At 69.6% G+C, this 18579-nt stretch carries 17 protein-coding genes; 8 read left to right on the plus strand and 9 right to left on the minus strand.

Annotated elements, in window-relative coordinates; translation table 11 throughout:
* The first annotated feature begins 102 nt into the window (after nucleotides 1-102).
* Nucleotides 103-732 carry a hypothetical protein gene (locus ACFP2T_RS43410; protein ID WP_377432910.1) on the plus strand — a complete coding sequence of 210 codons (630 nt, stop codon included), beginning with the start codon at nucleotides 103-105 and terminating at the stop codon, nucleotides 730-732.
* A complete protein-coding gene (locus ACFP2T_RS43415) occupies nucleotides 729-1337 on the plus strand; it encodes a galactosyltransferase-related protein (RefSeq protein ID WP_377432912.1) in 609 nt (202 codons plus the stop codon). Before ACFP2T_RS43410 ends, ACFP2T_RS43415 begins: the two co-directional genes overlap by 4 nt.
* Here the strand turns inward: ACFP2T_RS43415 and ACFP2T_RS43420 are convergent.
* Together ACFP2T_RS43420 and ACFP2T_RS43425 are read right to left on the minus strand one after the other, a co-directional pair.
* The gene (locus ACFP2T_RS43420) at nucleotides 1285-3111 is read right to left on the minus strand and encodes a recombinase family protein (RefSeq protein WP_377432913.1); all 1827 of its coding nucleotides are present in this window, start codon (nucleotides 3109-3111) and stop codon (nucleotides 1285-1287) included. The genes ACFP2T_RS43415 and ACFP2T_RS43420 overlap by 53 nt on opposite strands.
* 10 nt (nucleotides 3112-3121) lie before the next feature.
* Nucleotides 3122-3391: a hypothetical protein gene (locus ACFP2T_RS43425; protein ID WP_377432914.1), complete on the minus strand. Its 270-nt coding sequence runs from the start codon at nucleotides 3389-3391 to the stop codon at nucleotides 3122-3124.
* A gap of 214 nt (nucleotides 3392-3605) precedes the next feature.
* Here ACFP2T_RS43425 and ACFP2T_RS43430 point away from each other — a divergent pair, with 214 nt between their 5' ends.
* Nucleotides 3606-4265 carry a GOLPH3/VPS74 family protein gene (locus ACFP2T_RS43430; protein ID WP_377432915.1) on the plus strand — a complete coding sequence of 220 codons (660 nt, stop codon included), beginning with the start codon at nucleotides 3606-3608 and terminating at the stop codon, nucleotides 4263-4265.
* Between the two features lie 56 nt (nucleotides 4266-4321).
* On the opposite strand, the gene ACFP2T_RS43435 is transcribed toward ACFP2T_RS43430, so the two are convergent.
* From ACFP2T_RS43435 to ACFP2T_RS43450, 4 genes are read right to left on the minus strand one after another with little or no spacing between them, the layout of a single operon-like run.
* Complete coding sequence (locus ACFP2T_RS43435; protein ID WP_377433008.1) at nucleotides 4322-5494, minus strand: ABC transporter permease; 1173 nt, start codon at nucleotides 5492-5494, stop codon at nucleotides 4322-4324.
* A 41-nt stretch (nucleotides 5495-5535) separates the two neighbouring features.
* Nucleotides 5536-6228, minus strand: a complete 693-nt coding sequence (locus tag ACFP2T_RS43440; RefSeq protein WP_377432917.1) for an ABC transporter ATP-binding protein — start codon at nucleotides 6226-6228, stop codon at nucleotides 5536-5538.
* Nucleotides 6225-7325, minus strand: a complete 1101-nt coding sequence (locus ACFP2T_RS43445; RefSeq protein WP_377432919.1) for a peptidoglycan-binding protein — start codon at nucleotides 7323-7325, stop codon at nucleotides 6225-6227. Before ACFP2T_RS43445 ends, ACFP2T_RS43440 begins: the two co-directional genes overlap by 4 nt.
* Entirely contained in the window at nucleotides 7322-7834 is a 513-nt protein-coding gene (locus tag ACFP2T_RS43450; protein ID WP_377432921.1) for a hypothetical protein, read from the minus strand. Before ACFP2T_RS43450 ends, ACFP2T_RS43445 begins: the two co-directional genes overlap by 4 nt.
* A 121-nt stretch (nucleotides 7835-7955) precedes the next feature.
* Here ACFP2T_RS43450 and ACFP2T_RS43455 point away from each other — a divergent pair, with 121 nt between their 5' ends.
* Nucleotides 7956-8606, plus strand: a complete 651-nt coding sequence (locus ACFP2T_RS43455; protein ID WP_377432922.1) for a response regulator transcription factor — start codon at nucleotides 7956-7958, stop codon at nucleotides 8604-8606.
* Nucleotides 8603-9829, plus strand: coding sequence for a sensor histidine kinase (locus tag ACFP2T_RS43460; RefSeq protein WP_377432923.1), 1227 nt, complete (start codon nucleotides 8603-8605; stop codon nucleotides 9827-9829). Before ACFP2T_RS43455 ends, ACFP2T_RS43460 begins: the two co-directional genes overlap by 4 nt.
* A gap of 39 nt (nucleotides 9830-9868) precedes the next feature.
* Here the strand turns inward: ACFP2T_RS43460 and ACFP2T_RS43465 are convergent, their stop codons facing one another.
* Nucleotides 9869-11851: a primary-amine oxidase gene (locus ACFP2T_RS43465; protein WP_377432924.1), complete on the minus strand. Its 1983-nt coding sequence runs from the start codon at nucleotides 11849-11851 to the stop codon at nucleotides 9869-9871.
* A 326-nt stretch (nucleotides 11852-12177) separates the two neighbouring features.
* On the opposite strand from ACFP2T_RS43465, the gene ACFP2T_RS43470 reads away from it, so the two are divergent.
* Nucleotides 12178-14622 (plus strand): Tex family protein, encoded by a 2445-nt coding sequence (locus tag ACFP2T_RS43470; RefSeq protein WP_377432925.1) that lies wholly within the window; start codon nucleotides 12178-12180, stop codon nucleotides 14620-14622.
* Between the two features lie 70 nt (nucleotides 14623-14692).
* Here the strand turns inward: ACFP2T_RS43470 and ACFP2T_RS43475 are convergent, their stop codons facing one another.
* Nucleotides 14693-15718, minus strand: coding sequence for a DUF389 domain-containing protein (locus ACFP2T_RS43475; protein WP_377432926.1), 1026 nt, complete (start codon nucleotides 15716-15718; stop codon nucleotides 14693-14695).
* Nucleotides 15719-15811: 93 nt separating this feature from the next.
* Complete coding sequence (locus tag ACFP2T_RS43480) at nucleotides 15812-15988, minus strand: hypothetical protein (RefSeq protein ID WP_377432927.1); 177 nt, start codon at nucleotides 15986-15988, stop codon at nucleotides 15812-15814.
* Between the two features lie 158 nt (nucleotides 15989-16146).
* On the opposite strand from ACFP2T_RS43480, the gene ACFP2T_RS43485 reads away from it, so the two are divergent.
* Together ACFP2T_RS43485 and ACFP2T_RS43490 are read left to right on the plus strand one after the other, a co-directional pair.
* Complete coding sequence (locus tag ACFP2T_RS43485; RefSeq protein WP_377432928.1) at nucleotides 16147-16860, plus strand: response regulator transcription factor; 714 nt, start codon at nucleotides 16147-16149, stop codon at nucleotides 16858-16860.
* The gene (locus ACFP2T_RS43490) at nucleotides 16857-18497 is read left to right on the plus strand and encodes a sensor histidine kinase (RefSeq protein WP_377432929.1); all 1641 of its coding nucleotides are present in this window, start codon (nucleotides 16857-16859) and stop codon (nucleotides 18495-18497) included. Before ACFP2T_RS43485 ends, ACFP2T_RS43490 begins: the two co-directional genes overlap by 4 nt.
* Nucleotides 18498-18579 lie beyond the last annotated feature (82 nt).

The raw sequence follows: 18579 nt of genomic DNA on the forward strand, positions 1-18579 counted from the left end.
CCCTGACACTCGCTAACTCCCAGCTCACACCACCGGAGAGCCGTCATTGATCTTGTAGTTTTGGTCCCTACGAAGGGTCGACCACACCAGGTAGAGCCCCTGATGCAGGCGTTTCGATCGACAGTTGTCGCTGAAACCTCTGTTTTACTGATCTTGGATGACGAAGACCCGAATTTGGGCCTCTACCAGGGCGAATGCACTCGCCTCGGGGTCTCCTGGACCGTCCAGACGGGGCACAACCTCATCACAGGGCTCAATTTCGGCTACAAAACGCTCCCTGAGGACGTATTTGCGGTTGGTTTTATGGGAGACGACCACAGACCTCGCTCTGTCGGGTGGGACAGAGCCTATTTAGACGCCCTGAGAGACCTCCGCACCGGCGTTGTCTACGGAAATGACCTCCTCCAGGGTGAAGCACTGCCTACGCAGGTAGCGATGACGGTAGATATCCCTCGGGAGGTTGGGTTTTTCGCCCCTGAGACCCTGATACACCTCTATTGCGATAACTACTGGAAGGATCTCGGCTCGGAGGCTGGTTGCCTCCGCTATCTGCCTGAGGTTGTCGTCGAACACTGCCACCCCGCAGCCGGCAAGGCTGAGTGGGACGAAGGACACCTCAGGGTCAACCGGCATCAGTCGTACGTCAGGGACGGCAGGGCCTACCGCGAATTCGTGGCCACTGGTGGCCTCCAGAGAGCCGTAGAGACCGTAAAACGACTGAGGGAGCCATGAGGGTAGGGATTGTCGTCCCGTGGCGGGACGATGGCCCTGAGAGGGCCAAGGCGAAGGCTGTCACTGAGACTCGGTTGAGGCAGATGCTTCCTGGGGCTGAGTACGTCGAAGCTGACTCCGGCCACGACGATTTCAACCGGGCTGCTAGCCGAAACCTCGGTGTCCGCCTGGCGGAGGCCGCCGGCTGTGAGGTGGTCGTCATCTGCGATGCCGACAGCATCCCTGAGGAGGCTCCACTGAGGGCAGCCATAGAGGCTGCCTCCGACGACCGGCTGCACCTCCCGTATACGCGGTTCGTCAGCCTCAGCGAGCGAGGGACGACCCAATACCTCTCGGGGATGCCGGTGGATCTCTGTCGCGTCCTGCTCGACTGGGAGGAGAGCGTAGGAGGCTGTTTAGTCATCACCCCTGCCGCCTACTGGCGTGCCGGCGGACAAGACGAGCGCTTTCTAGGTTGGGGCTGTGAGGATACGGCGTTCCATGTGGACTGTGAAAAGACACTTGGCGCCACTGTGAGACACAGCGGCGCCCTGGTCCACCTCTACCACCCAGCTACCCGACAGTTGACAAGTCCTGCGACAGCTCTGCTAGCGGAACGTCTTTGAATCCGAGGTCAACTTCCTGCCCGGTGGTCCGGCGGAGTAGATCCTTCGGTATGGCCAGGGCAAGCACAACGTTGTCATCGCCTGTAACTTCAACTACCTCATGCTCCACATCCGTATTAAGCCCCGGAAGCCTCTGCCATTGCTCGTCCTTCTGGCGCTTGAACATCGAAAGCCGAATTCCGGCCTGAATCAGCATCAGGTTTCGATCTTCGTCGGTGCCCTCGGCCCATATTTGACTATAAGTTCTTCCGGTTGGTTGGTATGCGTAGTGGTCTTCTGTGTCTTCCATCTCGGCCAGCCGGGCGATCCGAAGTTCAGCCTTAGCGATCTTTTCCTCGTAGACGCTACTGACCGATGGAGGCTTATCCAGAGCCAGATCAATTAGGCGCGACAGGTCTCGCTTCGCATCCTCCAGCTCGGCAGAGTGAGATATGCCAGGGATGAGAACTGGCTGTAATACTTCACGGTTTCCCACCAGACCAAGTAGAGCTTTCTCGATCACCGGCTGTACTTGGTCGTCACGCATCGCCTTCGCCTTGCATCGTTCGTCGGGAGTTTGGTGCTTCAAGGATTGCCAGGCGGATCGACAGTTATAGCCGATCCACCGTCCGGACCCGTAGTCAACCTTCTGATTCCTATAGTGAAGCTTCTCGCCGCAGAGGCCGCAAAATCCGACGTCGGTTAGTAGGTGGACCTTCGTTTTCTGTCCCGGCTTCCCCGCCTCCTCGTCAAGAATTCGCTGGAGGCGGAGCCAGTCTGTAAGCTCCATCATTGCCTCAGCGCGCTTGATTGGGTAGCCATCGTCATCTAGGAGAAGTTCCCCGCCGGGAGCGGTATCTCCGGTTAGAATCCTGTTTTGCAACATCGGCGTGATGGTCATCGTTCTCCAGACGCCCCGGTGAGTCAGTCTCTCTCCCTTGCTGACTGACTGCCCCACCTCTACGCGGAGCACGGCCTTTGGTGGCAAGATCTTAACGGACTCGTCTGGCTTGCCCTCGGAACTGATGGTAACGACGCCATCGGCGATCGATTTTACGATGCCATCATGCGGAGCTATCGGCAGCTTGCCTGACTTCTGGAGTCTGTACTCCATCGGAGTTAGTATTTCGCGCCGCATGAAGTCATGGCCTATGGACTGGCGCTTTTGACTCTTGTTGAGTACTCGGTCGACGATCTCCCACATAAAGTCCCAGGTCTCGGGATTCTTGACGAGCTTGTAGCCGTCGGCTGTTTTCACCGGCATCAGATGCCACGGGTGCATACCGCCACTCCATCTGCCGGTAGCGTTATGGTACGCCCGAGTATCCTTGTTTCGGTCAACAATCGCTTGCGCTTCCATTTCGGCAGCGAACGCAAGCACCGTAGCGATTAGCCGGGGGATCGCATCTAGCTGCCCCCGCCGCATGTCGAGTTCCATTGCTCCGCTACCGTTTGGCCCCGAAGCGAAGATAAGGATCTTTTTGTATTCGATTGCCCACTCGACGAGGGCATGAAGGTCTCGCATCGAGCGTACGGCTCGATCAAGCCGAGACCATACAATGCCGTCAATCTCGCGGTGTCGAGTCCTCAGCCATACACCTAGTTCAGGGCGCTCGAACGGAGACTTCGTGATCGCGCTGACGTCTAGGTCCATCGCCCAGGCGACGATCGTGTCTCTACGCTCGTCGGCGCACGCTCGGCACGTGGCCTGCTGACGCTCTGGACTGGTGGTAGGGTCCAGCTCACCCCGGTAACGGCTCAGGCGAGCGGCCCCCAAGAGCTTGAGGGGTCTCATGTGGATCAGTCTAGGCGTATGTACGCCTGCAACGCAACGCACCGGCGCTGCTGACAAATCGGCTCATCGCAGCGTAGCCGACGGCGAACACGGCCAGAATCGCCGCCAACAACACATAGGACAGGGCAGCCCCGACGTTGCCACTGACCGCGTACATCGTGGTTACGCCACCGCCCAGCACGGTCAACGGAGCGGACGCCGCGACCGTGAAGAAGACGAGATGCACCGTGCCCAGACGTCCCCGGCGCAGGCCGGTATCCGAAGCGGAACTGGCTGACATATGTCGGTCTCTCTCGGTAAGGGGGCGAGAAAGGGGCTCTCGAGCGACACCGGAGAGGTTATGGGTGATCACGCCGCGCGACAATAGATCGATGCATCACAGTTTTGAATACGCAGGGCAGGGGCGGGTTGAACGGACAGTGCTCTTGCCGTACCGTCCTGCATCGACACTGAGCGCTGACCGACCCGGCACGCCGGCCGGCCGAGGATGACGGATGACCAATAACGCGGACTCCCCCACCGAGCGGCTAGCCGACGAGCTGTTCCTCATCGCGCACGACGACTACAGCGGCAAGCCACTCGCGGCAGCGATCCTGGTCGATGCCGCACTCGCGGGCGCGTTACTCGGGGAACTTCTGTTCGACGGGCGGATCACCCTCGCCCGGTCCCACGTCTACGTCTCGGACGACCGGGCGTGGCGCGAGCCGGTGACCGATCGGGTGCTGGGCGAGATGGTACGACGCGGTGACGGGCATCCGGCGCGTTCGTGGTTGGAGTTCCTCGCCCCCCGGGTTCGCGACCACGTCGGCGACCGCCTGGTGAGCGCGGGCGCGGTACGCCGGATCACCGCGCGCGGGCTCAACCTCCGTACGACGGTGCGCTGGCCGGGGCTGGATCCGAACCGGGTGGCCCGGCCCCGGGTACGCCTGAACGCCATCCTGGAACGGTCCGAACAACCGCTGGACCCGCGCACCGCCACGCTGGCCGGCCTGGTCCGCGCCGCCGGCCTCGTCCGGGCGCTGCTGCCGACCAACCGGACCATCGTGACAGACCGGATCGCCGCCGGCCGCCGGCTCCTCCCGGCCGAACTGGCCGAACTACTCAACGCGGTCGACGCGGCCGTCGCCTCCACCGCCCTCACCGTCCGCCGCTGAACGAGATGTAAGGAAGGGCCCCTTCTTATCGCATTCTGTAGAAGAAGGGCCCCTTCCTAACTCCCCAGGGCTTCGGTCGGGGACATCCGGGCCGCGCGGATCGCCGGGTAGAGCCCGGCGAGGCCGCCGATGAACATGGTGGCGGCGAGCGCGCCCGCCGTCGCCCACGCCGGTACGACGGCCGGCCAGGTCTGGTAGGCGGCGTAGCCGGTGGTGACGGCGATGCCGAGCAGCACCCCGCCCAGGCCACCGAGCGTGGACAGCAGGAGGGACTCGGCCAGGAACTGCAACCGGATCTGTCCCCTGGTGGCGCCGAGCGACCGGCGGAGCCCGATCTCGGCCCGGCGCTCCAGCACCGAGATCACCATCGTGTTGGCCACCCCGACGCCGCCGACGAGCAGCGCGACCGCGCCGAGCCCGAGCAGCAGTCCGTTCAGGGTGACGTCGGCGGCCTGGCCGGCGGCCAGCGCGTCCGACGGATTGGAGACGGTGACCTCGCCCGGTGCCTGCGGATTGGCGGTGGCGGCCAGGACGCGGTGTACCGCCTCGACCTGGCTGTCCCGTGACCTGGTGTAGACGGTGGTCGCCCGCCCGTCGAAGTGGAACAGGTCCGTGGCGATCTCCCAGCCGATCAGGACGGCCGTGTCCAGCGTGGGAACGAGCGGGACCGGGTTGAGCACGCCGATCACGGCGAACCGCTCGCCGCCGACCAGGATCTCCGCCTCCGGGCTGGCCCGACCGATGCCGAGCCGCTCGGCCGCGTCGGCGCCGAGCACCGCCGCCGGATACCGGCCGGTGACACCGTTGAGCCAGGTGCCGTTGCGCAGGGTCGCACCGACGGTCTGCGGCAGGGTGACCCGGGCGGCCAACCCGATCAGCCCGTTGGTCTCCACCGAGGGGATCCGGTCCGAGCGGTACACCCTTGCGTTGCCGACGAGGCCGGTCGCGGAGGTGGCGGTGACCGGACCGATCCGCGCGATCATCGCCTCGGCCTCGGCGGGCAGCTTCGAGTCCTGGCCCTGGGGGTTCTGTCCGGTGGACACGGTGAGCAGGTTCGTGCCGAGCGCGGCGAGCTGACGGTCGAGCTGTTCGCGGGAGGAGGACGAGATGCCCACCACCGCGATCATCGCGGCGATGCCGATCGCGATGCCCAGCGCGGAGAGCAGCGCCCGGGTCGGGCGGGTGCGCAGCCCGGCCGCGCCGACCCGGGCAACGTCACGGGGTGCCATGCGGGCAGGGGTGAGCCCGCCGCGGGTCTGCTGCGCGGTGCTCACCCGACCACTCCCGCCTCGTGCGGCGTGGTCACGCCGTCGCCGACCACTCGGCCGTCCCGCATGAGCACCTGCCGGTCGAGCCCCGAGGCGACCTCCAGGTCGTGCGTGATGACCACGACCGTGGTACCGGCGGCATGCAGTTCCCGCAGCACCGCCATGACGCCCTGGCCCGAGGTGGAGTCGAGGTTGCCGGTCGGCTCGTCGGCGAGCAGCACGGCGGGTTCGCCGACCACCGCTCGGGCGATCGCTACCCGCTGCCTCTCGCCGCCGGACAGCTCGTGCGGCTCGTGGTCGAGCCGGTGTCCGAGCCCGACCCGCGTCAGCGCGGCCTCGGCCCGACGCTTGCGCTCCTTCACCGGTACGCCCGCGTAGAGCAGGCCGTCGGCCACGTTGTCCAGCGCCGGTACGCCGGCCGCCAGGTGGAACTGCTGGAAGACGAAGCCGATCCGGCTCGCCCGCAGGGCCGACAACTGCCGGTCGGACAGCCGCGACACGTCGTGGCCGTCGACCGCCACCCGGCCGGTGGTGGGCCGGTCGAGCGTGCCCAGCATGTGCAGCATGGTGGACTTGCCCGAGCCGGACGGGCCGACCACCGCGACCAGTTCGCCGGCGCCGATGGTCAGGGTGACACCGGCGAGCGCGCGAACGTCACCGGGGTACACCTTCGTCACGTCGGTCAGTTCGATCATTGCGGTGTCCCCACGGTCATGCCCTCGGTCAGCCCGCCGCCGGTGACCTCGACCCGGCCGTTCGCGAACAGGCCGGTCTCCACCTTGAGATAGCGCGTGGTGGATCCCTCCACGACCTCGACGCCGTACCCGCCCTCGGCCAGCGCCACCAGCGCCGCGACGGGCACCGTCAGCACGTCCTCGCGCTCGGCCGCGGTGAAGACCACGGTGACCGAAGCCGCCTCGATCCCCGCCGCCGCCGTAGGGTCACCCAACGAGACGAGCGCCTCGATCAAGGTCTCCGCCTCGCTGCCCGGGTCGGTCGCCTGCTCGATCACCGTGTGCACCCGTTCCACCCGGCCGGCCACCGTCTTACCGTCGGGCATCTGGACCTGCACCGCGACCCCCTTGCGGGCCAGCCGCTGCTTGGACACCTCGACCCGGACCGTTACCTGACGCCCGGTTCCGGTGTACTGCAACACCTCCCGCCCGCCGCCGGTGGGCTGGTTCACCCCGGCCGTCACGGTGTCGACCCGGATCGCGCCCGGGGCGAACAGCACCCGACCCAGCTCGACCTGGCCGGTCTGCGTCAGGCCCAGGGCCTTCTGCCATCGCCTCACCGCGGTCGCCGTGGACGCCGTGTACCTGTTGTCCACCGTGAATCCGCCGTAGCCGAGTGCCTTCAGGTTGGTTTCGAGCTGCCGTACGTCCGCGCCGGTGGCATCCCGGTCGAGCGTCCGGTATGCGGCGACGGCACCGTACATCAGCACCACCGGCGCGTTGTCCACCCGGTAGATCGGCCGGCCCCGGCTGAGAACGTCGCCGGCCAGCGGCACCTTGGTGACCACGCCCGCGATCCAGCCACCCAGCGTGGTCTTGGCGCCGTAGCCCAGATCGCCGACCGCGTCGTCGGTGTCCAGCATCGTCTCCCGAGTGACCTGCGCGGTGCCCGGCGGCAGGTCGGACGCGGTCGGCGTACCCGGGTTGCCCCCGCCGACGCCGACCGCCGCCACGGCCGCCGCACCGACCACGACCACGACCGCGCCGACCACCGCGACGGCCCGACCACGCCGCCGTCGACGGGCGGAACGCCGATTCGTCGCGACCGGCTCGCTCATGAACTCGGCCCGGACGACGGCCGCATCCGCCCACGGCAGGTCACCTCCGCCTGTTCGAACTGCGGGTCCTTACGGACCGAATCGTCGGCGTCGCCCGGGCCGGAGGCGTCCGGGTCGGGGAAGTCCTCCACTCCGTTCTCCCGCATGCACCGCGAGAACTCGAGCCCGCCCGCCACCTTCCTTTCCCTTTCGGGCCCGCTCAGGGTGGGTTGGTACGGCTTGCACGCCTCCTCCGCCTTGTTCAGAACGTCCGCGTCCACGTTCTTGTCGGCCCCCAGGATCCGGACGCTGTCGCCGTCGACCTCCGGGTCGGGCCAGGCCACGCCCTGCGCCCGCATGCACTGCGCGTATCTGATCCCCTGCTCCAGCATGCTGAGGCTCGGTGTCGGGCTCGGCGCGGCGGTGCCGCCCACCGAGGCCACGTCCCTCCCGTCGTCCGATTTCGTGCAGGCCGCCGCCGTGACCAGCAAGAGCGGTAGCAGGCAGGCGCCCAGGAAACTCTTTCTCATCAGCGATCTCCTCCGGTTCGGTCGGCCCAAGTCGAGCAGGAGGCCCGCAACACCACCGTCACGGCGGCTGTAACGCCGGTGTAATGCCCGATCGCCGAGACTGCGGAGGGAGGATGTGCGCGTGCGAGTGCTGCTGATCGAGGACGAGGTACTGCTGGCCGAACAGGTCGCCGATGGGCTGCGGGATCGGGGCATCGCGGTCGACCTGGCGGCCGACGGCCTCGACGGCCTGCACAAGGCCGGCGCGAACCGGTACGACGTGGTCGTGCTCGACCGCGACCTTCCGCTCCTGCACGGTGACCAGGTCTGCACCGCGTTGGCCACGAGCGGTACCGATGCCCGGATCCTCATGCTCACCGCGGCGGGCGAGGCGGCGGACCGGGTCGCCGGACTGATCCTCGGCGCCGACGACTACCTGCCCAAGCCGTTCGTCTTCGACGAGCTGGTGCTGCGGATACGCGCGCTGGCCCGCCGGGCCAACAACGCCCCACGGGTGCTGCGGCACGCCGGCCTCACCTTCGACACCGCGCGCCGGATCGTCACCCGCGACGGCCGCATCATCCCGCTGACCACCAAGGAGCTGGCCGTGCTGGAAATCCTGATGGGCGCCGACGGTGCCGTGGTCAGCGCCGAGGACCTGCTGGAACGGGCCTGGGACGAGCACGCGGACCCGTTCACCGCGACCGTGCGGGTCACCATCGCCCGGCTGCGCCGCAAGCTGGGCGACCCACCGCTGATCGAGACCGTCGTCGGCGCGGGGTACCGGCTGTGAGGCCGCACCGGAGGCGCTCGTCGATCCGGCTACGGCTGACCCTCACCTACGCGGTCGTGCTCGTGGCGACCTGCGCGGCGCTCCTCGCGCTGAACTACGCGTTGCTCTACCGCAGCCTCTACGCCGAGGTCGGCACAGGCAGGATCGTGAAACCGCCGACGGCCGAAAAGCTCCACCCACCCGGGGCGGTGATGGACGAAAAGCTCAAGGCCCATGAGCTCAGGCTGGCCACGATGACCCAGCTGCGCAACGAGACGCTGCTGAACACGGCCGGAACCTCGGCGATCGCGCTGGCGATCACCGCCGTGTTGGGGCTCGGTGTCTCCTGGGTCGTCGCCGGGCGCATGCTCCGGCCGCTGCGAACCCTCACCGCCGCCACCCGGCGGATCTCCCAGGACCGGCTGCACGAGCGCATCGCGCTCGCCGGCCCGCACGACGAACTCAAAGAGCTGGCCGACACCTTCGACGAGATGGTGGCCAGGCTGGAAGCCTCCTTCAACAGCCAGCGGAGGTTCGTCGCCGACGCCTCGCACGAGCTGCGTACGCCGCTCGCGATCGTGCGTACCGGCGCCGAGGTGCTGCTGGCCAAGCGGCACAGCACCACCACGCAGTGGGAGGCCATGGCGCACCGCGCGCTCACCGCGACCGCCCGGGCCGAACGACTGCTGGACGGCCTGCTGGCGCTGGCCCGCAGCGAGGGCGTCACCGCCCGGGAGCCACACGACCTCGGGGTCGCGGCGGCCACCGCGCTGGGCGAGGCGGACTCCGAAGTGGAGCGCATCGGCCTCGTCGTCACCACCGATCTGCGCACCGCCCCCGTCAGCGGCGACCCGGCCCTGCTGGACCGGCTGGTGCGCAACCTCGTGGACAACGCGATCCGGCACAACCATCCGGACGGTTGGATCGACGTGGTCACCGGTCTCGACGACGGGGAAGCGGTCGTCACGGTGCGCAACAGCGGCGACGCCATCCCCCCGACGGAGGTCGACCGACTGTTCGAGCCGTTCCAGCGGCTGGCGTCGAACCGGACCGCAAGCTCCACCTCCACTGGTCTGGGCCTCGCCATCGTCAGGTCGATCGTGCACGCACACGGCGGCGCGGTAGCGGCGGCGCCGAACGTCGAGGGTGGACTGGCGGTCACCGTCACGCTGCCGGCAGAGGACGCCCTCCAGGCGTCCACCGAACCGGAGGATCGGATACCGACCCAACGGCCGGACGAATGACCCGCGCCTCTGGTGGCGGAAGGGCCCCTTCCGAACGCCTCAGTGGCAGTCGCCCGGACTGTCGGCGCCGGCGGCGGTCCCGCAGTGTGTGGCGGTGCTCGCCGGCACGTCCAGGGTGGGATTGCGGTCGAAGAAGCCGTCCGGACGCAGGGTGAAGCCGCACCGGTCCACCGGCATCACCGGCCACTCCTCCGGGCGGGGGAAGTGGGTGGTGCCGAAGGTGTGCCACAGCACGATGTCCTGGCCGTCGATCGACCGGTCCGCCGCCACGTGGGCCGGCAGGCCGCCGCCACCCGGATGCTGGTTGACGAGGTCGCCGGCCGGGTAGCGCTCCGCCGGGTCGTACCGGGTGACCCAGAGGCTCCGGGTCGCGAACGCCGCGCGGCGAGCGACGGACGAGTCGGCGTCGGCCAGCAGCACCGCCTGGCTCTCCGGCCGCAGCAGGTAACCGACCGGCTGGCCGAGCCGGTTGACCTGCTCCGGATTCGACACCCGCCACGCCCGCCCGCGCGCGGCGTCCGTGCTCCGGGCACCCTCCGATTCGGACGACAGCCGGGTCGCCACCCGGGTGAACGCGTTACCGTACGGGTTTTCCGGGCCGACCGGTACGACCCGGATGTCGAGTTCGTCGACCGCGTTGCGGACCCCGTCGACCGTCATGTCGAGCCGGGCACTGAACAGATGCTGGTGGTACGGCGCACCGAGCCCGGGAGCGACCTCGGTCGCGTACGGACTGTCGGGGCGGTACGCGGAGGTGAACAGGACACCGGTCGCCTTGACCTCCAACTGGATCGTGCCGTCCAGGTAGAGGTACCAGTAGAAGCCGTAGTCGTAGTTGCCGACCGTGACGAAGGACGAGATCACCAGCCGGCGCTGCCGACGGGTCTCGGCCGAGTCGGTGAACAGGTCGGAGTGCTTCCACAGCACCCCGTGGTCCTCCTCGTGCAGGCAGATCGCGTTGCTCACCTCGCGCGGCTCACCGGCGCCGTCCGCGAGTACCGCGTCGAAGTAGTAGATCTCCCCCAGGCAGTCGCAGCCCAGCACCAGCGAGTTCACCTGGTGGCCGAGCAGGTACTCGCCGGCGTCGAAGTAGTTCTGCCAGAACCGCACCGGACCCGGGTCGGCGTACGGCACCACCATCTCGGCCACGGAGGCCCGGTAGAGCACGGGGCGGTCCCGGCCGCCGTCGGTGATGCCCAGTTGGTGCAGCACCAGACCCTCGCGGGGATCGAAGCCGACCCGGAAGGTCCAGTTCTCCCAGCGCACCACGTCACCGTCGACGGAGAAGCTCGGGCCCTCCGGTTGGCTGATCTCGATCGGCTTCAGGCTGGTACGCGCCGGACCGACGTACGCCGGATCGTCGAAGTTGCCCTCCTCCTCGGGCACCGGCAGCAGTTCGTGGTCGATCAGCTCGGTGACCCGGCGCTCGATCAGGTCCACGTACGCGACCACGCCGTCGATCGGATGCGCCCAGCAGTGGTCCTCGGGCCGGTGGGCCAGGAAGGACAGCACCCGGAGCAGCCGCCGGCCCCGCTCCCCCGGCAGGTCGAAGTCTCCGGCGGAGAGCGGGCAGGGCCGGATCAGGTCCAGGTCGGTGATGCCCCGGCGGGCCATCGCCGCCCGCCATCCCGGATCGGCCTTGACGATCTCGTCGACCGCGATGAACTCCTCGAGCATGATCGGTGGCTGGCCGTCCCGGGCCGGATCGTTCTCCCGCACCGAGCCGATCGTGGCAGTGGTCAGCGACGCCACCACGGTCCGGGACACTCCGGTGGCCACGTCCAGCAGTACCGCCCGCACCCGACGGTCGATCTCGTCCCCGGCGGAGTACGCCAGCACCACGTCCTTGGCCGGCTCCTCCAATGCCAGCAGGGCGAACCGGGTGGTCGGGCTGAGCAGGCCGTGCCGGTCGAGCAGGGCCCGCGCGGACCGGATCTCGTCGGCGGTCAGCCGGGCCAGCGGATGTGCGTCGGCAGCGCCCGCCCCGGAGCCGGCGGGCCGGTCGTCGGCCAGAAGAGTCATAGTGTCCCTCGTCGATTCGCGGATCATCCGGAGCCGACCTAACCCGAATCACTCTCGGTTGTCCATAGTCCACCGCGCGTACACCGTCCACCGGCCGCGCGCGCACCGGCAGCCGGCCGGGCGCACACCGGCAGCCGGTCGGGCGCACACCGTCCGTCGGCCGCGACCGGGCCAACGCCCACCGGCCGGCAGCGGGCTCCGCCGGGTGGCGGCACGGGTGGCGGTCGGGGCCGGGTGCGGCAGAATGCACTCCGGCACCCAGTGGAACTTCCCGGTCTCCGGCGGAGTGCGCTGGCGGAACCCAGTGGAGAAGGCGGATCAGGATCGTGACAACCTCTGCGCAGCCGCGCTCGGTGGACCAGCGGATCGCCGAGGAACTCGGCGTACACGAGCGGCAGGTGCGGGCCGCGGTGGAGCTGCTCGACGGCGGATCGACCGTGCCGTTCATCGCCCGCTACCGCAAGGAGGTCACCGAGTCGCTCGACGACTCCCAGCTGCGCACCCTGGAGGAGCGGCTGCGCTACCTGCGGGAACTGGAGGAGCGCCGGGCTGCGGTGCTGGAGTCGATCCGGACCCAGGGCAAGCTGGACGGGGCGCTCGAAGCGCAGATCATGGCGGCCGATTCGAAGGCCCGGCTGGAGGACATCTACCTGCCGTACAAGCCGAAGCGCCGGACCAAGGCCCAGATCGCCCGGGAGGCCGGGTTGGAGCCGCTGGCCGAGACGCTGCTCGGCGACCCGTCGCAGGATCCCCGGACCGTCGCCACCGGCTTCGTCAACCCGGACGCCGGGGTGGCCGACGCCACCGGCGCGCTGGACGGCGCCCGGGCCATCCTGGTCGAGCGGTTCGCCGAGGATGCCGACCTGATCGGCACGCTCCGGGAGCGGATGTGGTCGCGGGGCCGGCTGGTGTCCCGGGTACGGGACGGCCAGCAGGAGGCCGGCGCCAAGTTCGCGGACTACTTCGACTTCGCCGAGCCGTACACCCGGCTGCCCTCGCACCGGATCCTGGCGATGTTCCGGGGCGAGAAGGAGGGCATGCTCGACCTGACCATGGACCCGGAGGAGGCGTCCGCCCCCGAGGACGCACCCGTCGGCCCGAGCCGCTACGAGCAGGAGATCGCCGCCCGATTCGACGTCGCCGACCGGGGGCGGCCGGCCGACCGCTGGCTGCTCGACACGGTGCGGTGGGCCTGGCGTACCCGGATCCTGATCCATCTCGGCGCCGACCTGCGGATGCGGCTGTGGCAGGCGGCGGAGGACGAGGCGGTCCGGGTCTTCGCGACCAACCTGCGTGACCTGCTGCTCGCCGCGCCGGCCGGTACCCGGGCGACGATGGGGCTGGACCCGGGGCTGCGGACCGGGGTGAAGGTGGCGGTGGTCGACGGCACCGGCAAGGTGGTGGCGACCGACACGATCTATCCGCACGAGCCGCGCCGGCAGTGGGACGCCTCGATCGAGACGCTGGCCCGGCTGGCCCGCGCGCACCAGGTCGACCTGGTCGCGATCGGCAACGGCACCGCCTCCCGGGAGACCGACAAGCTGGCCGCCGAGCTGATCAAGCGGCACGCCGACCTCAACCTGACCAAGGTCGTGGTTTCCGAGGCCGGCGCCTCCGTCTACTCCGCCTCCGAGTACGCCTCGCAGGAACTGCCCGGGATGGACGTCTCGCTGCGCGGGGCGGTGTCGATCGCCCGCCGGTTGCAGGATCCGCTCGCCGAACTGGTCAAGATCGACCCTCGCTCGATCGGCGTCGGCCAGTACCAGCACGACCTGTCCGAGGTGAAGCTCTCCCGCTCGCTCGACGCGGTGGTCGAGGACTGCGTCAACGCCGTCGGAGTGGACGTGAACACCGCCTCCGCACCGCTGCTGACCCGGGTTTCCGGGATCGGCGCCGGCCTGGCGGAGAACATCGTGCTGCACCGGGACGCGAACGGCCCGTTCCGGACCCGCCGGGCGCTCAAGGAGGTCGCCCGGCTCGGCCCGAAGGCCTTCGAACAGTGCGCCGGCTTCCTGCGCATCCCGGGCGGGGACGATCCGCTGGACGCGTCCAGCGTGCACCCCGAGGCGTACCCGGTGGTCCGGCGGATCCTGGCCAGCACCGGCGGCGACCTCTCCGCACTGATCGGCAAGGCCACCGTGCTCCGGGCGCTCAAGCCCACCGAGTACGTCGACGACACCTTCGGCCTGCCGACCGTCACCGACATCCTGCGGGAACTGGAGAAGCCGGGCCGGGATCCCCGACCGGCGTTCCGGACCGCGACCTTCGCCGAGGGGGTGGAGAAGATCGGCGACCTGCAACCGGGGATGTTGCTGGAGGGCGTGGTCACCAACGTCGCCGCCTTCGGCGCGTTCGTGGACGTCGGAGTGCACCAGGACGGTCTGGTACACGTCTCGGCGATGTCCCGGACCTTCGTCAAGGACCCACGTGACGTGGTCAAGTCCGGCGACGTGGTCCGGGTCAAGGTGCTCGACGTGGACGTACCGCGCAAACGGATCTCGCTCACCCTCCGGCTGGAGGACGAGGCCGAGCCACGCCAGCCCCGGGACCGGACGACGTCCCGGGACGGCCAGCAGCGCGACGGCCAGCCGCGGCAGGGACGAGGTGGCCAGGGTGCCGGCCGGTCCGGCGGTGCGGGCGGTCGCTCCGGCGGCGGCCAGGGCGGCGGACGCTCCGGCGGCGGCCAGGGCGGCGGCTTCGGCGGCGGCGCGCTGGCCGACGCGCTGCGCCGCGCCGGCCTGGACAAGGGACTCGACGGGTCCGGCCGGTAGCACCTGCGGTACCTGCCGCGCAGGTGCCACGACCGCCCGGCGCTCGTGGCACCTGCCGGTGCGTGGTCGGCTACCCGGCCGTACGGTCCGGCTCGGCCTCGACCGGCTCCGCGTCCACCACCGCGCGCCGGGGTGCCAGTCCGAACCGCCCGACGCCGACCGCGCCCGGCCCGCGCGAGGTGATCCGCTCCCACCACAGCCGCTGCACCAGCAGGGTCAACACCCCCGCGACCACGATCGCGCAGAGGTTGATCAGCAACTGGACGACGGAGCCGACCGCCTCGGGAAAGACGCCGTAGGCGAGCGCGACCGCCACGTTCGCCGCCGCCGGCACGGTGGTGACGGAGATCAGCACGCCGACCAGCGAGCCGGACCGGTTCGAGGTGACCGACAGCATTCCGGCCACCCCGGCCAGGAAGCCGACCACCCAGGAGAGCGCGTCCGGCCGCCAGATGAAGTCGGTCAGCGGCCGCTCGGCGAGCAGCATCGACCGGTCGATCAGCCCGGCGCCGTCCAGCGCCCACGTGCTGAGCACGGTCACCGCGATCGCGGTCAGGAATCCGACCCCCAGGGCCAGGACGGACCGCCGGACGACCGGGCTCCGCCAGCGGACCAGCGCGACGCTCAGCGCGGCGAGCGGACCGAACTCCGGGCCGACCACCATGGCACCGATGATCAGGATCGGCTGGTCGAGCAGCACCGCGATGCCGGCGATGACGGTGGCCAGGGTGATCAGCAGCAGGTACGTGACGGAGAGCCGGGTCTCCTCGCCGGTCTTCTGCGCGATCTCGTCCCAGACCACCGCGTCCGTACCCAGGCCGGGGGCGGCCCGCGCGGCCCGGTCCGCCGAGGCCGAGAGGGTGATGTCCACCCCGTCCCCGGCGATCCCGCCGGACTTGTCCACGCCGAGCGTCCGCAGCGCCGCCAGCACGTCGTCCGCGCCCTCCCGGACGACGTCGCAGAGCACCACGTCCCCCGGAGGCGTGCGGGCGGCGCCGGGCAACACGATGACGTGCGTCACCGCGGGGTCGGCGGAGAGCATGTCCACCACCGACGCGGAACGGTCGGTCGGCACGATGATCCTCAGGTGCAGCACGGGCACCAATCCTCCACCCGACCAGCGCGGCGCAGGCTGGTCGGCGAAGACTCTAGTCAGGTTCCCCTGCGTTCGCCCGCCGCCGGGACGGGGCTACGCCGCCGCCGGGCCGTACCCGTCCGGCGTTCCGGTCCGCAGTCCGGCCGCCGCGTCGGCGCGGCGCACCGCCAGGATCTCCCGGATGCGGCGCCGCGCGGCCCGGCTCCGGGCCTGGGCGCCGTCGCCGGACCGCCCCACCGTGCCGAGCACGATTGATCTCCGCTCTTCCATGCCACCACGGTAGGGACGCGGATATGTGGAAGCTGTGAAGGAATGGTCCCCACTGGGTGCGGATAGCCGTCTGACGGTTTTCCGACCCGGCCTTCATCACTTTTTCACCGGTCGGCGGCTCTAATCGAACCTTCCCGGAGCAGGCAGAATGGGGAATCATGAGCGCGCGGATACTGGTCGCCGAGGACGACCCGAAGCAGGCCAACCTGGTCCGGGTCTATCTCGAACGGGAAGGGCACAGCGTGCTCGTGGTCGGCGACGGCCGGGCGGCGCTGGAGCAGTGCCGTTCCCGCCGCCCCGACCTGGTGATCCTCGACGTGATGATGCCCGTGGTGGACGGGCTCGACGTCTGCCGGATCCTGCGGGCCGAATCCACCCTGCCGATCCTGCTGCTGACCGCCCGGACGACCGAGGACGACGTACTGCTGGGTCTGGACGTCGGGGCCGACGACTACCTCACCAAGCCGTACAGTCCGCGGGAACTGGCCGCCCGGGTGCGCGCCCTGCTGCGCCGGTCCGGCGTACTGAGTGCGGGTAACCAGGCGGTGCTGCGGGTGGGCAACCTGGAGGTCGACCCCGGCCGGTTCGAGGTACGGATCGACGGGCGCCTGATCACGCTCACCGCCAAGGAGTTCGGCATCCTCGAGGTGCTGGCCGGCGAGCCGGGACGGGCGTTCACCCGGGCACAGATCATCGACCGGGCCTTCGGCTTCGACCACTACGTGCTCGAACGCACCGTCGACGCGCACGTGATGAACCTGCGCCGCAAGATCGAGATCGATCCCGCCGAGCCGCGCTACGTACAGACCGTGTTCGGGCGCGGCTACCGGCTGGCCGAGCCGACCGCCGACGGGGCGGAACTGCCGGCGTGAGCTTCCGGTTCCGGGTACTCGCCCTGGTCATGCTCGTCGCGGTCAGCGCGACCGCCGCCACCCTCTGGCTGGTCCTGCGCCAGGCCTCACGGCAGATCGACGAGTCCGCCGTCCCCGGCGCGACGCTCGACCGGATCACCGGGCAGCTCGCCGAGTACGGCAGCCGGCACGGCACCTGGGAGGGCGTTGCGCACGTCGTCGTGCAGTTGGGCGAGCAGACCGGGCAACGGATCCACCTGGTCTCCGAGTCCGGCTGGGTCCTGGTGGACACCGATCACGAGGCGAATCCGGACGAGGCGACCCGACGCCTCGGCACGGTGGTCGGGCTCGTCAATCCTCGGCCGACGCTGGACCTGTCCGGTGCGGGCCGCGACGCGGTGGCGATCACCGCGAAACAGCTCCACACGTACCGGACCGGGATACGGTACGCGGCCTGCCTGACCCGCAGCGGCGTCGAGGTCGTCCAGACACCCGGCCCGTACGGCGTGCCGACCTACGACGTCGCCCGGGACAGGTTCCCGAACCCCGAGGCCGTCCGGAGTTGTCAGGAGCGGGCGCGCGAGTCCCCGCAGGCGTCCCGGGCGGACGAGAGCCAGCTGGCCGCCTGCGGCACGTCGGCGGACTCCCAGTCGATGAACTACTGCCTGGCCCAGGCGTTCGACGCCAGGATCGACGAGGTGGCCCCCGAGCCGGCCCGGGTCATCGTCGGGGTCGGCGAGGAGGGCGGGCCGGGGCTCGTCGTGGGTCCGCTGCTGGCCGCGGCGGCCGGGGTGGCGGCGGTGGCCATCATCGCGACCGCCCTGCTCAGCCACCGGGTGCTGCGGCCGATCGGCATCCTCACCACGGCGTCGCAGCGGCTCGGGCGAGGCGACCTGAGCAGCCGGGTACCGGTCCGGGGCAACGACGAACTCGCCACGCTGGCCCGCTCGTTCAACCGGATGGCCGACTCCCTGCAACGCGGCGAGGAGCGTCAGCGCCGGCTGGTCGCCGACGTCGCGCACGAACTGCGTACCCCGCTGGCCAACCTGCGTGGTTATCTGGAGGCGCTCTCCGACGGTGTGATCGCGCCCGATCCGGAGCTGTTCGCCTCGCTGCACGAGGAGGCGGTCCTGCAACAGCGGATCGTCGACGACCTCCAGGAACTCGCACTGGCCGAGGCGGGGAGCCTGGCCTACCACCGGACCGCCGTCGACCTGGCGGAGCTGCTGGAGACCTGCCGCACCGCCCACGGGGCCAGCGCGGACGCCGCCGGGGTGTCGCTGACCGTCACCGCCACCCCGGTGGCCGTGTACGCCGATCCCGACCGGCTCCGGCAGGTGCTGGGGAACCTGATCACAAACGCGCTCTGCGCCACCCGCCCGGGAGGTCAGGTGACGCTCACGCTGGAACGCGAGGCCGACTCCGCCGTCGTACGGGTCGTCGACACCGGCTCGGGGATCGCCCCCGACGCGCTGCCGCACGTCTTCGACCGGTTCTGGCGGGCCGACTCGGCACGCGGCCGACGGACCGGTGGCAGCGGGCTGGGCCTGGCGATCGTCCGGCAGATCGTGACCGACCACGGCGGATCGATCAAGGTCACCAGCCAACTCGGGACGGGCACCGCCTTCACCCTCACCCTGCCGGTCACGCCGGTCTGAGCGGTCGCCCGCGCGATCGCACCCGCAGAGGCCGGACGGCGCCGGCCTGGGCAACCCGTCAGGGTAGCTGGATCATCCGGCG

Source organism: Plantactinospora solaniradicis, from assembly GCF_042658085.1.
GTDB lineage: Bacteria > Actinomycetota > Actinomycetes > Mycobacteriales > Micromonosporaceae > Plantactinospora > Plantactinospora solaniradicis.

Excerpts from the sequence above, each read along its gene's own strand:
- ACFP2T_RS43465 (WP_377432924.1), bottom strand. The coding sequence starts at position 11,851 with ATGACTCTTCTGGCCGACGACCGGCCCGCCGGCTCCGGGGCGGGCGCT.
- ACFP2T_RS43480 (WP_377432927.1), bottom strand. The coding sequence starts at position 15,988 with ATGGAAGAGCGGAGATCAATCGTGCTCGGCACGGTGGGGCGGTCCGGC.
- ACFP2T_RS43440 (WP_377432917.1), bottom strand. The coding sequence starts at position 6,228 with ATGATCGAACTGACCGACGTGACGAAGGTGTACCCCGGTGACGTTCGC.
- ACFP2T_RS43410 (WP_377432910.1), top strand. The coding sequence starts at position 103 with ATGCAGGCGTTTCGATCGACAGTTGTCGCTGAAACCTCTGTTTTACTG.
- ACFP2T_RS43430 (WP_377432915.1), top strand. The coding sequence starts at position 3,606 with ATGACCAATAACGCGGACTCCCCCACCGAGCGGCTAGCCGACGAGCTG.
- ACFP2T_RS43445 (WP_377432919.1), bottom strand. The coding sequence starts at position 7,325 with ATGAGCGAGCCGGTCGCGACGAATCGGCGTTCCGCCCGTCGACGGCGG.
- ACFP2T_RS43425 (WP_377432914.1), bottom strand. The coding sequence starts at position 3,391 with ATGTCAGCCAGTTCCGCTTCGGATACCGGCCTGCGCCGGGGACGTCTG.
- ACFP2T_RS43485 (WP_377432928.1), top strand. The coding sequence starts at position 16,147 with ATGAGCGCGCGGATACTGGTCGCCGAGGACGACCCGAAGCAGGCCAAC.
- ACFP2T_RS43415 (WP_377432912.1), top strand. The coding sequence starts at position 729 with ATGAGGGTAGGGATTGTCGTCCCGTGGCGGGACGATGGCCCTGAGAGG.
- ACFP2T_RS43435 (WP_377433008.1), bottom strand. The coding sequence starts at position 5,494 with ATGGCACCCCGTGACGTTGCCCGGGTCGGCGCGGCCGGGCTGCGCACC.
- ACFP2T_RS43450 (WP_377432921.1), bottom strand. The coding sequence starts at position 7,834 with ATGAGAAAGAGTTTCCTGGGCGCCTGCCTGCTACCGCTCTTGCTGGTC.
- ACFP2T_RS43420 (WP_377432913.1), bottom strand. The coding sequence starts at position 3,111 with ATGAGACCCCTCAAGCTCTTGGGGGCCGCTCGCCTGAGCCGTTACCGG.